Genomic DNA, 13705 nt, shown 5'->3' with positions numbered 1-13705 from the left:
AAACTATAACCTGTTCTAGTATGAGTCTCATGAACACGTACGACGTGGTCGTTGTCGGCAGCGGAGCGGCCGGCATGACCGCCGCGCTGACCGCGGCACACCGCGGTCTGCGCACCGTGCTCATCGAGAAGGCGCCGACCTTCGGCGGCTCGACGGCACGCTCCGGCGGCGGGGTGTGGATCCCCAACAACGACGTGCTGCTCGCGGCGGGTGTGCCCGACACGCCCGAGCAGGCACGCGCCTACCTCACCCACATCACCGGCGACGTCGTCGACGACGCCATGCGCACCGCGTTCCTCGAGCACGGACCGGAGATGCTGCGGTTCGTCCTCGCCAACACGCCCCTGCGCATGCGCTGGGTGAACGGCTACGCCGACTACTACCCGGAGGCGCCCGGCGGCCTGCCCATGGGCCGGTCGCTGGAGCCGCGCCCGCTCAACGCGGCCGTCCTCGGCGCCGAGGCCGACCGGCTCACCCCGCCGTACCTCAAGGCGCCCACCGGCATCGCCGTCACGCAGGCCGACTACCGGTGGATGAACCTCGTCGCCCGGCACCCGCGCGGCATGCTGCGCACCGCGCGGGTCGCGGGCCGCAGGGCGCTCTCCCTCGTCATGCGCAGGCGTCTCCTCACGATGGGCCAGGCGCTGTCGGCGGGGCTCCGCGCGGGACTCGCCAGGTTCGACGTGCCGGTGCTCCTGTCGACCCCGCTCACCGGGCTGGTCGTCGAGAACGACCGCGTCGTCGGTGTGGAGACCGAGTCCGGCCCGATCCACGCGACCAGGGGCGTGCTGCTGGCGTCCGGCGGGTTCGAGCGCAACGAGCGGATGCGCAAGGAGTACCAGCAGGCGCCCATCGGTACCGAGTGGACGGTGGGCGCGGAGGAGAACACCGGCGACGGCATCGAGGCCGGCATGCGGCTCGGCGCCGCGGTCGCGCTGCTGGACGACGCGTGGTGGGGCCCGTCGATCATGCTGCCGCGCGGGCCGTACTTCTGCCTCGCGGAACGCAGCCTGCCCGGCTGCGTCCTCGTGAACGAGCGCGGCGAGCGGTTCGTCAACGAGGCCGCGCCCTACGTGGACGCCGTGCACGCGATGTACGACACCGGCAGCGTCCCCGCGTGGCTGATCGCCGACCAGAACTACCGCAACCGGTACATCTTCGCCGGTCTCGGGCCGCGCCAGCCCTTTCCCGGCCGCTGGTACAAGGCGGGCACGGTCCGGCGCGCGTCCACCTTGGACGCCCTGGCGAAGGACATCGACGTCCCCGCCGACGCGCTGCGGGCGACCGTCGCCCGGTTCAACGGGTTCGCCGAGTCCGGTGTGGACACCGACTTCCACCGCGGCGAGAGCGCGTACGACCGGTACTACGGCGACCCGCGCAACCGGCCGAACCCCAACCTCGCACCGCTGACCAGGGCGCCGTACTACGCGATCCAGGTCGTGCCCGGCGACCTCGGCACGAAGGGCGGGCTGCGCACCGACACCGCCGCGCGGGTGCTGCGCGAGGACGGCAGCGTGATCGAGGGACTGTACGCGGCGGGCAACGCGAGCGCGCCGGTGATGGGACGCACGTACGCGGGACCGGGCGCGACGCTCGGCCCGGCGATGGTGTTCGGGTACCTGGCGGCACTCGACATGGGAGCGAAGCGATGACACAGGGTTTCCGCACGATCGATGTCGGCGCACCCCGGGCGCGGTTCGCCCGCGGCTGGCACTGCCTCGGGCTCGCGGAACCGTTCCGCGACGGTACTCCGCACGCGATCGAGGCGTTCGGCACCAAGCTGGTCGTCTTCGCGACCGGGGACGGCACGCTGAACGTGCTCGACGCGTACTGCAGGCACATGGGCGGCGACCTGTCGCAGGGGACGGTCAAGGGCGACGCGATCGCGTGCCCGTTCCACGACTGGCGCTGGTCGGGCAGCGGCAAGTGCGTCCAGATCCCTTACGCCAAGCGGATCCCGCTGCGTGCGCGGACCCGGTCGTGGCTGACGCTCGAACGCAACAAGCAGCTGTTCGTGTGGCACGACCCCGAGGGCAACCCGCCGCCCGACGACGTCGTGATCCCCGAGGCACGCGGCGCGTCCGGTCCCGAGTGGAGCGAGTGGACCTGGGACACCGTGCGGATCGACGGCTCCAACTGCCGCGAGATCATCGACAACATGGTCGACATGGCCCACTTCTTCTACATCCATTTCGCGTTCCCGACGTACTTCAAGAACGTGTTCGAGGGCCACGTCGCCACCCAGTACCTCAACTCGCGCGGCCGCCCGGACGTCTCGGCCGGGTCGTACTCGGCCGACGACGTGACGCTCAAGTCGGAGGCCTCGTACTACGGGCCGTCCTACATGATCAACGACCTGTGGCAGGACTACCACGGCACCACCATCGAGACCGTGCTGATCAACTGCCACTACCCGGTCACCGCCGACTCGTTCGTGCTGCAGTGGGGCGTGAGCGTGAAGAAGCTGCCCGGCCTGCCGACGGAGAAGGCGGACAAGGTGGCCGCGAAGCTCGCGAAGAGCTTCGGCGTCGGGTTCCTGCAGGACGTGGAGATCTGGCGGAACAAGACCCGCATCGACAACCCGCTGCTGTGCGAGGAGGACGGCCCGGTCTACCAGCTGCGCCGGTGGTACGAGCAGTTCTACGTCGACGTCGCGGACGTGACCGAGGAGATGACGCGGCGGTTCGAGTTCGAGGTGGACACGACCCGCGCCAACGAGGTGTGGGAGCGGGAGGTCGCGGAGAACCTGGCACGTCAGGAGGCCGCGGGATGACGTCGTGGGCCGCGTCGTCGTGGGCGAAGGCACCGCCGCACACCGACCCGATCGGGACACTCGCCGACGAGCACGAGTTCCTGACCGCGGGCCTGACCCCCGTCAGCTGCGCGGTGTGCACGACGGAAGTGCTGGTGCGCAAGGCGAGCCGGATGCAGACGAGCATCCAGTGGCAGTCGTCACCCGCGGACACGTGCCCCGAGTTCGCCGCGCGGGTGGCGGCGGGCGAGCTGTCCGCGCGGATCGACACGTGCCCGCGACTGCGGGAGGCGATCGAGCACGCCGTCGCGGAGGGCGCGGTGGCGGTGCCGGATGAGTGAGGCGCACCGCCTGCGGGTCCGTGAGGTCGTGCAGGAGACGGCCGACGCCTGCTCGGTCGTGTTCGACGCACCCGGGTTCGGCTACCGGCCCGGCCAGTTCCTCACGCTGCGCATCCCCAGCGACCGCTGCGGCTCGGTCGCCCGCTGCTACTCGCTGTCCTCCTCGCCGCACACCGACGAGTTCCCGCAGGTCACGGTCAAGCGCACGGCCGACGGCTACGGGTCGAACTGGATCTGCGACTCGGTCGCGGCCGGTGACGAGCTGGAGTCGCTCGCGCCTGCGGGGATCTTCACCCCGTCGTCGCTGGACGAGGACCTGCTGCTGTTCGCGGCGGGCAGCGGCATCACCCCGGTGATGTCGATCGTCAAGTCCGCGCTGGCGGCGGGCAGCGGCCGGGTCGTGCTCGTGTACGCCAACCGCGACGAACGGTCGGTGATCTTCGCGCGTGCCCTGACCGAGCTCGCGGCCCGGCACCCGTCGCGGCTGGTGGTCCACCACTGGCTGGAGTCGGTGCAGGGCCTGCCGACCGCGGCGGCGCTGACCGAGCTGGCGCGGCCGTACGCGGCGTACGAGGCGTTCGTCTGCGGCCCGGCCCCGTACATGACGGCCGTCCGGTCTGCCTTGTCCACTGTGGACGTGCCGCGTGGACGGGTGCACGTCGAGCGGTTCACGTCGCTGGGCGCGAACCCGTTCGAGCAGGCGGCGCCCGCGGCGGCGACCTCGGCGCGGACCGCGGCGGTGAAGGTCACACTGGACGGCACCGAACACCGGTTCGACTGGCCCGCCGAGACCAAGCTGCTCGACCTGCTGCTGGCGCGCGGGGTGGACGCGCCGTACTCGTGCCGGGAGGGTGCGTGCAGCGCGTGTGCGTGTCGGTTGGTGTCGGGCGACGTCAAAATGCTGAACAATGATGTCCTCGAGGAGGAGGACCTCGCGGACGGCATCCGGCTGGCGTGCCAGTCCCTGCCGGTGACGGACGAGGTCGAGATCAGCTACGAATGAGGTGCCGATGCCCATCGACCCGGAGGTCGCCGTCGGAGCGGACCTGGGGAAGACCGAGTTCGCGTGGACCAGCAGCGACGTGCTGCTGTACCACCTGGCGGTCGGCGCGGGCGGGCACCCGACGGAGCCGTACGAGCTGAAGTACGTGCTCGAGGACAGACTCCAGGTGCTGCCGACGTTCGGCGTGGTCGCGCCCAACTTCCGCATGTTCGAGCCGCCCGCGGTGACCTTCCCCGGCATCGACATCGACCTGTCGAAGGTCCTGCACGGCACCCAGTCGATCACCGTGCACACCCGCCTCCCCACCGCGGGCCGCGCGACCGCCCGCTCCCGCATCGCCGACGTGTGGGACAAGACGAAGGCGGCGGTCATCGTCCAGGAGTCCGAGGTGGTCGACCCGGCTGGAACTCCACTGTGGACGACCACGACGGGCATCTTCGCCCGCGGCGAGGGCGGTTTCGGCGGTTCCCGAGGGCCCGCGCTGCGCCTCCCCCCGCCGGAGGGCAGCCCCGACGTGGTGATGGAGGTGCCGACGCTCCCGCAGCAGGCACTCCTCTACCGGCTGTGCGGCGACCGGAACCCGTTGCACGCGGACCCGGAGTTCGCGGAGAAGGCCGGCTTCGACCGCCCCATCCTGCACGGCCTGTGCACGTACGGCATGGTCTGCAAGGCGATAGTGGACTCGATGCTCGACGGTGACGTCACCGCCGTCGGCTCGTTCGCGGCCCGCTTCTCCGGGGTGGTCTACCCCGGCGAGACGCTGCGAGTGCGCATCTGGCGCACCCCGAAGGGCTACCAGGCGGTGACCACGTCCATCAACCGCAACGACGAGGTGGTCCTCGACGAGACGATGCTCACCGTCCGATGAGCGTGTCGGTCGAGTACTGCTTCCGGTCGTCGCTGGAGTTGCCCGCCCTCGCCGCCCAGCTGGCACCGCCGCTGGGTTGCGGTCTGCCGTTGGAGGACGCGCTCCTGCTCGGCACGCGCCTGACGCTCGAAAGGTGCGAGGAGGAGAACGACGGGGCGCTCGAGTACGAGGCGTACAACTACGAAATCTCCCTCCTCACGGGCGGGCCCCACTTCCGCACCACCCTCATCCCGACGATGCTGTCCGTCGTCAGGGTGCTGCAGGAACTGTTCGGGTACACGGGCATGCTCGTCTACAACCTGGCAATCCTGCTGGCCCGGTACGACGACGAGTTCGTGGACACCCTGTCCGGCACCAGCCTGTCGGACTACCAGGCGCACCTGGCCGCCGTGATGCACCGCGTGCCGGAGGGCAGCCCGTAACGGTAACTCGTCATCCTCGATTGGCCACAGATGCTTTGCATTCACGATTTCCGTCGTTGTGAACACGCATCCGACCATCCTTTTTCTTTCTCACGGATTGGTCGCAGCATGGGCAACGCATTTGGCTCTTGTTGGCTTCGTACACGGACCAACCTCTGCCGTTCTCCGAGCCAACCGCCGGGCACTCTTGTTGCCCGGCTTTGGCAAGTCAACCTCGAGCCGTCGGCGCTGGGCGAGATGATCTGGCAGGCGTTCCGAGAGACCCCCATCCGCAGGTCACTTGAGTTGCGCGCTTGTCTTCCCCAGCAAACGGCGGGCGATGATCAATTGCTGGATCTGTTGGGTCCCCTCGAAGATGTCCATGATCTTGGCGTCTCGGGACCACTTCTCCAGCAGCTCGTGTTCCGCGTAACCCAGCGACCCGCACAGTTCCACACATCGCAACGTGATCGCCGTCGCTGAGCGGCCTGCCTTGGCCTTCGCGTACGAAGCTTGCAGGGAGTTCGGTTTGCGGTTGTCCGCCATCCACGCGGCCTGCAGAGTCAGCAGGTACATCGACTCGTAGTCGGCTTCCATGTCCAGGAAGGCGGCCGCCGCCGCGTGTTGGAGGTTGGCGGGCTTGTCGTAGTCGATCGAAACGCCCGTGGACGTCAGCAGGCGGCGTGTTTCCTCCAACGCGGCGCGGGCGATGCCCACCGCCATGGCGGCCACCAGCGGCCTGGTGTTGTCGAACGTCTGCATGACGCCCGCGAAACCCTGTTCCGTCTTGATTTCCGGGCTGCCCAGCAGGTTCTCCGCGGGCACGCGGCAGTTGTCGAGCCGGAAGTGGGCGGTGTCCGACGCCCGGATGCCGAGCTTGTGTTCCAGGCGCACCAACTCGAAACCGGGCGTGCCGCGGTCGACCACGAACGACTTGATCGCGGCCTTGCCCAGCGACCGGTCGAGGGTGGCCCACACCACGACGCAGTCCGCTCGCTCGCCGGAGGTCACGAAGATCTTCTCGCCGTTGAGGACGTAGTGGTCGCCGTCGCGGACCGCGGTTGTCCTGATGGCGCCCGAGTCCGAGCCGGTGTCGGGCTCGGTGATGGCCATGGCGGCCCACTTGCCCTTGTAGCGCGCCAGCTGCTCCTCCGACGCCACCGACGCGATGGCCGCGTTGCCGAGACCTTGCCTGGGCATCGACAGCAGCAGGCCCGCGTCGCCCCAGCACATCTCCATCGTGCCCAGGACCAGGGACATGTTGGCCGTGGACGGGCCCTTCCCGCCGGACCGGCGGACGCCGCCCGCGCCCGCGCCGCCGCCCGAGGCGCTCAGGCCGTCGAGCAGTGACGCGAGGGTGTCCAGCTCCTTGGGGTAGGTGTGCTCCGCCTGGTCGTACTTCCTGGAGTTGGGGCGCAGGAAGGCCATCGCCGCCTGGCGGGCCTGGTCGACCAGGGTGGTCAGCTTGCGGGGAACCTCGAGGTTGATCACACCAGCACCGCGCCTTCCATCACGCCGACCGCCCGCAGGTCGCGGTACCACCGCTCCACCGGGTGCTCCTTCACGAAACCGTGGCCGCCCAGCAACTGCACGCCGTCACTGCCGATCGCCATGCCCTTGTCGGTGCACAGCTTCCTGGCCAGCGCCACCTCGCGGGCGAACGGCAGCCCGTTCGCGGCACGCGCCGCCGCCCGGTACGTCACCAGGCGCATCCCGTCGAGCTCGGTGCCGATGTCGGCCACCTTGAACGCCACGCCCTGCCGGTGCGACACCGGCTCCCCGAACGCCTCCCGCTCGTTCACGTACGGGATCACGTAGTCCAGCACCGCCTGCCCGGTGCCCACCGCCAGCGCGCACCAGCCCAGCCGCGCCAGCCGCACGCACTCCGCGTAGTCCGCGTCCAGCAACGCGGACGCCGGCACGTTCACCTGGTCCAGCAGCACCCGGCCGGTGCCCGCGGCCCGCAAGCCCATCGCGGGCTCGGACTCGACCGTCACCGACGACGACTCCACGACGAACAACGCCGGCCCGCGACCGTCCACATCGGCCGCGACGACGAACAGCTCGGCCGCGGCGGCGCGCGGTACCAGGGACTTGACACCGGTCAGGCGGAAGCCGCCCGCGGTGCGGTACGCCTTGGTGCGCAAGGAGAACGGGTCGAACAACGCCGTGGGCTCCTGGATGGCGAGCGCCGCGGCCGGCACGTCGTCACCGGTGAACGCGGGCAGGTACGTCGCCTGCTGCTCCTCGTTCCCCCACAGCACGAGCGCGTTCGACACCGCCGCCGGGGCGAGGCAGGCCAGCGCGAGACCCATGTCCCCGGTCGCGAGGGCCTCCGCCACCAGCACGTTGGTCACGGTCGACCGTTCGGTCGCCACGCCACCCAGTTCCTCCGGCACGCCGAGGAGCGTGATGCCCAGTTCGGCCGACGTCGACAGCAGCTCCTCCGGCGGCGCGCACTTGTCGTCGGCGGCAGCGGCCGCGGGGCGCAGGCGCTCGGCCGCGAACTCCCGGACCGTCTCCTGGATCATCTGCTGGTCGTCGGTGGGCGTCAGGTCGAACACGCCGCTGTCGGCGACCGCGGGCGGACGGGCGGGCGCGCCCAGCTTCTTCGCGGCCGTGAAGGTGCGGGTCGCGGCGCCCGCGGTGCGGAAACCGGTCTTCGTCGCCTGGTACAGCGTCCGGTCCACCGACTTCTTCAGCCCCAGCCGCTCGACGACCGGAGCCCCGGCCACCCGGTTGAGCACGGACATCACGGCGCCCATGGCATTACGCCTGTGGGGCTTGGCGCCAAGACCCTCGCTGGCCGACACCGAACCACCCCTACCTACTCGGGAGTTAAATAACGCTACCTACTCTAGAGTAGGCCACCGCATCGCGCAGGTGAAGCACGTCACGGGAAACCGGCCGTCGTGCGGGCCCCGCGTGCCACGCCCAGAATGTCCGGGTGCGCATCGTCCTCGTGGCCAACCCGAAGTCCGGCAGCGGCAGCACCGACGGGGACCGGATCCGGCGGTTGCTCGCCGACGCCGGCGCCGAGGTCGAGAACCGGGACATCGACGACGTCGACGCCCCGCTGCCCGAGGGCACCGAACGGGTCGTCGTCGCGGGTGGCGACGGGTCGATCGGGCCCGCCGCGCGGGCCGCGCACACGGCGGGCGTCCCGCTCGCCGTCCTCGCGACCGGCACCGCGAACGACTTCGCCAACGCCCTCGACCTGCCGACGGACCTGGCGGCGGCCTGCCGCCTCGCCGCGGACCCCGGTGCGCGCACGGAGCGGCGGGAGATCGGGCTCGTCGGCGGGCACCCGTTCGTCAACGCCGCCGCGGCCGGCCTGTCCGCGGTGGCGAGCAAGCTCGCGAAGCCGCACAAGGCGCGGCTCGGCGCCCTCGCTTACGCGTTCGGCGCGGTGCGGGCCGGGCTGACCGCGCCGCACCTCCCATGCCGCGTGCGCTGCGACGGCGAGGTGGTGTTCGACGGTGACGCGTGGCAGGTCGTCGTGGCGGTGACCGGCGCGTTCGGCGGCGGCGCCAACATCGGCGGCACCCGCCACGACGACGACCACCTCGACGTCGCGGTCGTGCCCGCCGCGTCCCGGCTCGCGCTGGTGCGCCACGGCTACCGCATGCGCCGCGGCATGCTCACGCAGCAGGAGGACGTGCCGCACCACCGTGGCCACGCGATCGAGGTCGACGTGCCGAGGGGCACCGAGTTCAACGTGGACGGCGACCTGCGCACCCCGGACCCGGCCCGCTTCACGGTGCTGCCGGGCGGGGTGCGGGTCGTGCGCACCTGACCGGCGTCAGGGCATCCGCGCACGCCACGGCCGGGCGAGCTCGAACGCGGCACACGCCGCCAGCACCCGCGCGTCCGCGTGCCGGGGCCCCACGACCTGCAGCCCCACCGGCAACCCGGCGGAGGTGAAGCCGCACGGGACGGTCGCGGCGGGCTGCTGCGTCATGTTGAACGGGTAGGTGAACGGCGTCCAGCCGGTCCACCGCGTCGCGTTCGACCCCGGCGGCACCTCCACGCCCGCCTCGAACGCGGGGATCGGCATGGTCGGCGTGATCAGCAGGTCGTAGTGCTCGTGGAACTCGCCCATGGTCCGGCCGACCGCCGCGCGCGTGGCGGTCGCCTCCAGGTACTCCACGGCCGTGTACTTCGCGCCCTGCTCGCACACCTCGCGCAGGCCCGGGTCGAGCCGTTCGCGCTGCTCGTCGGTGAGCGCGGCCGTCGACGCGGCGGCGCCCGAGAACCACAGCACGTGGAACGCCGCCACGGGGTCGGCGAACCCGGGGTCGCTGACCGACACGACCGCGCCGAGCTCGGCGAACACCTTCACTGCGGCCGCGACCAGCGCCGCGACCTCGTTGTCCACCCGCACGTACCCGAGGGTCGGGCTGAACGCGATCCGCATGCCCGCGATGCCCGACGCCGCCCCCGACGCCGCGGCGGCCGCGAACGACCGCTCCGGGCGCGGTCCCGCCGACCAGTCCCGGGCGTCCGCGCCGGTGATCACGTCGAGCGCGAGCGCGGAGTCGGCGACGCTCCACGACAGCGGGCCGACGTGCGCGAGCGTGCCGAACGGGCTGGCGGGCCAGATCGGCACGAGCCCGTACGTCGGCTTGATGCCGAAGACGCCGGAGAACGACGCGGGGATGCGGATCGAGCCGCCGCCGTCGGTGCCGAGCGAGACCGTGCCCATGCCCGAGGCGACCGCGGCGGACGCGCCGCCGCTGGAGCCACCCGCGGTCTTCGTGGTGTCCCACGGGTTGCGCGTGACACCGGTCAGCGGGCTGTCGGTGACGCCCTTCCAGCCCAGCTCGGGCGTGGTGGTCTTGCCGATGATCACCGCGTTGTGCTCGCGCAGCCGGGCGACGGCCGGGGCGTCGACGTCCCAGAGCTGGTCGCGGTCGATGGAGTGGGAGCCGCGCAGGGTCGGCCACCCGCGCGTGAGCAGGATGTCCTTGACCGACACGGGCACGCCGTCGAGCAGGCCCTTCGGCTCGCCCGCCCGCCACCGGGCCTCGGAGGCAGCGGCATCCGCGAGCGCTTTCTCCTTGTCCACCAGGCAGAACGCGTTGACGTCGGCGTTCCGCTCGTCGATCCGGGCGAGGGCGTCGGTGGTGGCTTCCACCGGGGAGATGCGGCCTGCGCGGTATTCGGCGAGCAGCTCGGTCGCGGTCGTCCCAGCGGTCATGGAGTTCCTTTCCCACGGACGTACCCGCGCGCCTTGTCGACCTCGTTGCGCAACGGCTCGCCGTCCAGATACCTCGTGAGGTTGTCGAGGAACAGTGCTACCAGTTCCGCCTGCCATCCCACCACGTCCCCGGACATGTGCGGCGAGACGACCACGTTCGGCATCTCCCACAGCGGCGAGGACGCCGGCAGCGGTTCGTCGACGAACACGTCCAGCGCGGCGCCCGCGAGCGCGCCGCCGCGCAGCGCGTCGACGAGGTCGTCCTGCACCACGAGCGGGCCGCGGCCCACGTTGACCAGCCGCGCGGTCGGCTTCATCGCGGCCAGCGCCTTGGCGTCGACCATGCCCCGCGTCTCGTCCGTCAACGGGGCGGCGAGCACCACCCAGTCCATGTCGGGGAGAACGTCGGACAGCGACGACATCGGGAGCACTTCACCCAGATCAGGGTCCGTGGCACGGGGGGTGCGGCCCAGCCCGGTGACCTTCATGCCCGCGGCGGCGAGCTTGCGGCCGATGGCCCTGCCGATCGGGCCGGTGCCCGCGACGAGCACGCGCTTGCCGCCGAGCCGCTCGGTCTCGCGGTGGTGCCAGCGGCGCTCGCGCTGCCGGTGCAGCGTGGTCGGCAGGTCCTTGGCCAGGGCGAGGGCCATGGCGAGGACGTACTCGGCCATCGGCTCGTCGAAAACGCCCCGCGAGTTGGTGACGACGACATCGCTCGCCACCACGTCGGGTGTCAGCACATGGTTGACGCCCGCGCTGGCGGCGTGCACCCAGCGCAACCTGTCCGCAACCGGCCACGCCTGCGCGAGGGTGCTCGCGCGGAAGTCCCACACGAGCAGGACATCGGCCCCGGGGAGCGCGCCGGCCAGGCCGTCCGCGGTGACGTACCGGACCTCGGCGAGCGCCTCCACCTCGGTCATCCCGGTGGGCCGGGCGGTGTCGCCCGAGTGGGCGTGGAGCACGACGACGGTCGCGGATTTACCAGCTGACATGGGATTGACACGCTAAGTACCGCTCGTATGATTGTCAACAATCGGCGCGGCCGTCGCAGCCCGCGGAGAAAACACCACACCCACCCTCCTACTCGGTGCTGCATTGGGGTGCCCATGTCACGATTCATGACGATCACGCTCGAGCGCCGTGGCGTGTCGTGCGTGGCCCAGCTCCTGGACAAGGACGCGCCGAGGACGTGCGACGCGGTGTGGGAGAACCTGCCGCACGCCGGTCCCGTCCACCACGCGAAGTACGCGCGCAACGAGATCTACACGATGGTCGAGCGGTTCATCGACGAGCCGATCGGCCTCGAGAACCCCACCGTCACGCCGATCCCCGGGGACGTGGTCTTCTTCGACTTCCACGGCGGCATGCTCGACCGCGCCTTCAAGGAGGAGAAGGGCCTGGAGAAGCTGCCGGGCGTCATCGACCTCGCGATCTTCTACGGCCGCAACAACATCCTGCTGAACGGCGACGTCGGCTGGGTCCCCGGGAACGTCTACGCCACGATCGTGACGGGTCTCGACGCGATGGCGGAGGCCTGCAACGACGTCTGGCGGTCAGGCAGCGTCGGTGAGCGGCTGGTGTACCAACGGCACGACGGCTGATGGGGGCCGTCATGGTGTCCGACAGAGCTGACGGCAGAGGCCCCCTGGAGATCATCGGCCCGGAACTCGTCACCCAGCGCGGCGTCGGCGTGGTCGCGCCGTTCGACTTCGCGCTCGACCGCGAGCTGTGGCGGTGGGCGCCGGACGACATCTCGCTGTACATGACGCGCCTGCCGTTCGTGCCGGTCCCGGTGACGATCGAGATGGCGAGCGAGCTGTCGGACTCCGACCGGGTGCGCCGCGCGACCAAGGACGTGCTCGCACCGGAACCCCTGGTGGTGACGTACGCGTGCGCGTCGGGCAGCTTCGTCGGCGGCGCCGACGGGGAGCGTGCGCTGCACGCCAGCATGATGTCCGCGGGCGCGCCCGCGGCGACCACGACGTCCGGCGGGCTCGTCCAGGCGCTGCGTGCGCTGGGCCTGACCAGGATCGCCGTGGTGACCCCGTACATCGACAGCGTCACCGACCGGCTCCTGTCGTTCCTCACCGAGCACGGCGTCGAGGTCGTCTCCAGCGTCGGCCTCGGCCTGCTCGACCACATCTGGAAGGTCGGCTACGCGGAGATCGTCCAGGCGGTCACCGCGGTCGACGTCCCCGAGGCGGACGGACTGTTCATCTCCTGCACGAACGTGCCGACCTACGACATCATCGGCCCGCTCGAGAGCTGGCTGGGCAAGCCGGTGCTCACGGCGAACCAGGTGACGATGTGGTCGGCGCTGCACGCGATCGGCTCGCCGATGATGGCGGCCGGTCAGTGGCTCGCGCAGGTCACCCAGCCGCACGCGGCCTGACGATAGGGTTTTCGCTGATGACCGCCATCGGTTTTCTTTACCCCGGTTACAGCGCGGAGGACGAGTACCCGGCCATGGAACGCCTGCTCGCGGCGTCCGGCCGGGCGGTCGCGCTGCCGGTGGTGCACACGCTGATGCGGGAGGACGCGCACCGCGTCGACGCGCTGCTGGACATCGGCGGCTCCGACGTCCTCGGCGACGGGGCGGCGGCGCTCGCCGCCATGGGTGTGGACGCGGCCGTGTGGGCGTGCACGTCCGGCAGCTTCGTCTTCGGCTGGGACGGCGCGGCGGCGCAGGTCGACGGCGTGCGGGCGGCCGCGGCGGCACCCGCGTCGAGCACGTCTTTCGCGTTCGTCAACGCGGTGCGGCACCTGGGGCTGCGGCGCGTGGCGGTGGCGGCGACGTACCCGCGGGACGTGGCGGACCGGTTCGCGGCGTTCCTGGCGGCGGCCGACATCGACGTGGTCTCGTTGTCGTGCCGGGGCATCGTCACGGCCGCGGAGGTGGGCACGCTCGGGAAGGACGAGGTGCTGGACTTCGTGGCGTCGAACGACCACGCCGACGCCGAGGCGGTGCTCGTGCCGGACACGGCGCTGCACACCGTCGCGTGGCTGACCGACCTCGAGGCGCGGCTGGGCAAGCCGGTGCTGACGGCGAACCAGGTCAGCGTGTGGGAAGGGCTGCGGCTGGTCGGCGAGACGGCGCCGAGAGCCGGGCTGGGGGCGTTGTTTGCCAGGGAGTAGGGGTC

14 protein-coding genes are annotated in these 13705 nt (G+C 71.1%); 10 read left to right on the top strand and 4 right to left on the bottom strand.

The window, feature by feature from the left end:
- The first annotated feature begins 20 nt into the window (after window positions 1–20).
- Genes kstD through ACYQ77_RS04730 form a run of 6 tightly spaced genes read left to right on the top strand, consistent with a single transcriptional unit; the run spans window position 21 to window position 5386 of the window.
- On the top strand, window positions 21–1652 hold the full coding sequence (gene kstD / locus ACYQ77_RS04755) for a 3-oxosteroid 1-dehydrogenase (RefSeq protein ID WP_459707736.1): 1632 nt from the start codon (window positions 21–23) through the stop codon (window positions 1650–1652).
- Complete coding sequence (locus tag ACYQ77_RS04750; RefSeq protein WP_459707734.1) at window positions 1649–2773, top strand: Rieske 2Fe-2S domain-containing protein; 1125 nt, start codon at window positions 1649–1651, stop codon at window positions 2771–2773. Before kstD ends, ACYQ77_RS04750 begins: the two co-directional genes overlap by 4 nt.
- The gene (locus tag ACYQ77_RS04745) at window positions 2770–3093 is read left to right on the top strand and encodes a hypothetical protein (RefSeq protein ID WP_459707733.1); all 324 of its coding nucleotides are present in this window, start codon (window positions 2770–2772) and stop codon (window positions 3091–3093) included. Before ACYQ77_RS04750 ends, ACYQ77_RS04745 begins: the two co-directional genes overlap by 4 nt.
- Window positions 3086–4096 (top strand): 2Fe-2S iron-sulfur cluster-binding protein, encoded by a 1011-nt coding sequence (locus ACYQ77_RS04740; protein WP_459707731.1) that lies wholly within the window; start codon window positions 3086–3088, stop codon window positions 4094–4096. Before ACYQ77_RS04745 ends, ACYQ77_RS04740 begins: the two co-directional genes overlap by 8 nt.
- Window positions 4097–4103: 7 nt before the next feature.
- Window positions 4104–4964, top strand: a complete 861-nt coding sequence (locus tag ACYQ77_RS04735) for a MaoC/PaaZ C-terminal domain-containing protein (RefSeq protein ID WP_459707730.1) — start codon at window positions 4104–4106, stop codon at window positions 4962–4964.
- Window positions 4961–5386: a hypothetical protein gene (locus ACYQ77_RS04730; RefSeq protein ID WP_459707728.1), complete on the top strand. Its 426-nt coding sequence runs from the start codon at window positions 4961–4963 to the stop codon at window positions 5384–5386. The genes ACYQ77_RS04735 and ACYQ77_RS04730 overlap by 4 nt, the downstream gene beginning before the upstream one ends.
- Before the next feature lie 276 nt (window positions 5387–5662).
- On the opposite strand, the gene ACYQ77_RS04725 is transcribed toward ACYQ77_RS04730, so the two are convergent.
- Together ACYQ77_RS04725 and ACYQ77_RS04720 are read right to left on the bottom strand one after the other, a co-directional pair.
- The gene (locus tag ACYQ77_RS04725) at window positions 5663–6856 is read right to left on the bottom strand and encodes an acyl-CoA dehydrogenase family protein (protein WP_459707727.1); all 1194 of its coding nucleotides are present in this window, start codon (window positions 6854–6856) and stop codon (window positions 5663–5665) included.
- Window positions 6853–8130, bottom strand: coding sequence for an acyl-CoA dehydrogenase family protein (locus tag ACYQ77_RS04720; RefSeq protein ID WP_459707725.1), 1278 nt, complete (start codon window positions 8128–8130; stop codon window positions 6853–6855). Before ACYQ77_RS04720 ends, ACYQ77_RS04725 begins: the two co-directional genes overlap by 4 nt.
- Before the next feature lie 182 nt (window positions 8131–8312).
- On the opposite strand from ACYQ77_RS04720, the gene ACYQ77_RS04715 reads away from it, so the two are divergent.
- The gene (locus tag ACYQ77_RS04715) at window positions 8313–9161 is read left to right on the top strand and encodes a diacylglycerol/lipid kinase family protein (RefSeq protein ID WP_459707724.1); all 849 of its coding nucleotides are present in this window, start codon (window positions 8313–8315) and stop codon (window positions 9159–9161) included.
- A gap of 6 nt (window positions 9162–9167) precedes the next feature.
- Here ACYQ77_RS04715 and ACYQ77_RS04710 read toward each other — a convergent pair whose 3' ends face one another.
- Window positions 9168–10565, bottom strand: coding sequence for an amidase (locus ACYQ77_RS04710; RefSeq protein ID WP_459707722.1), 1398 nt, complete (start codon window positions 10563–10565; stop codon window positions 9168–9170).
- Window positions 10562–11557, bottom strand: a complete 996-nt coding sequence (locus ACYQ77_RS04705) for a D-2-hydroxyacid dehydrogenase (RefSeq protein WP_459707720.1) — start codon at window positions 11555–11557, stop codon at window positions 10562–10564. The genes ACYQ77_RS04710 and ACYQ77_RS04705 overlap by 4 nt, the downstream gene beginning before the upstream one ends.
- A gap of 114 nt (window positions 11558–11671) precedes the next feature.
- Between ACYQ77_RS04705 and ACYQ77_RS04700 the strand changes: the two genes are divergently transcribed.
- From ACYQ77_RS04700 to ACYQ77_RS04690, 3 genes are read left to right on the top strand one after another with little or no spacing between them, the layout of a single operon-like run.
- On the top strand, window positions 11672–12166 hold the full coding sequence (locus tag ACYQ77_RS04700) for a DUF3830 family protein (protein ID WP_459707719.1): 495 nt from the start codon (window positions 11672–11674) through the stop codon (window positions 12164–12166).
- Between the two features lie 11 nt (window positions 12167–12177).
- On the top strand, window positions 12178–12957 hold the full coding sequence (locus ACYQ77_RS04695) for a maleate cis-trans isomerase family protein (RefSeq protein ID WP_459707717.1): 780 nt from the start codon (window positions 12178–12180) through the stop codon (window positions 12955–12957).
- Window positions 12958–12974: 17 nt separating this feature from the next.
- Complete coding sequence (locus tag ACYQ77_RS04690) at window positions 12975–13700, top strand: maleate cis-trans isomerase family protein (protein ID WP_459707714.1); 726 nt, start codon at window positions 12975–12977, stop codon at window positions 13698–13700.
- Window positions 13701–13705: the final 5 nt, after the last annotated feature.

Source organism: Actinophytocola sp. KF-1, from assembly GCF_054661535.1.
The sequence above is the reverse complement of the archived record's forward strand: the minus strand, read 5'-3'. Positions and strand labels throughout refer to the sequence as shown.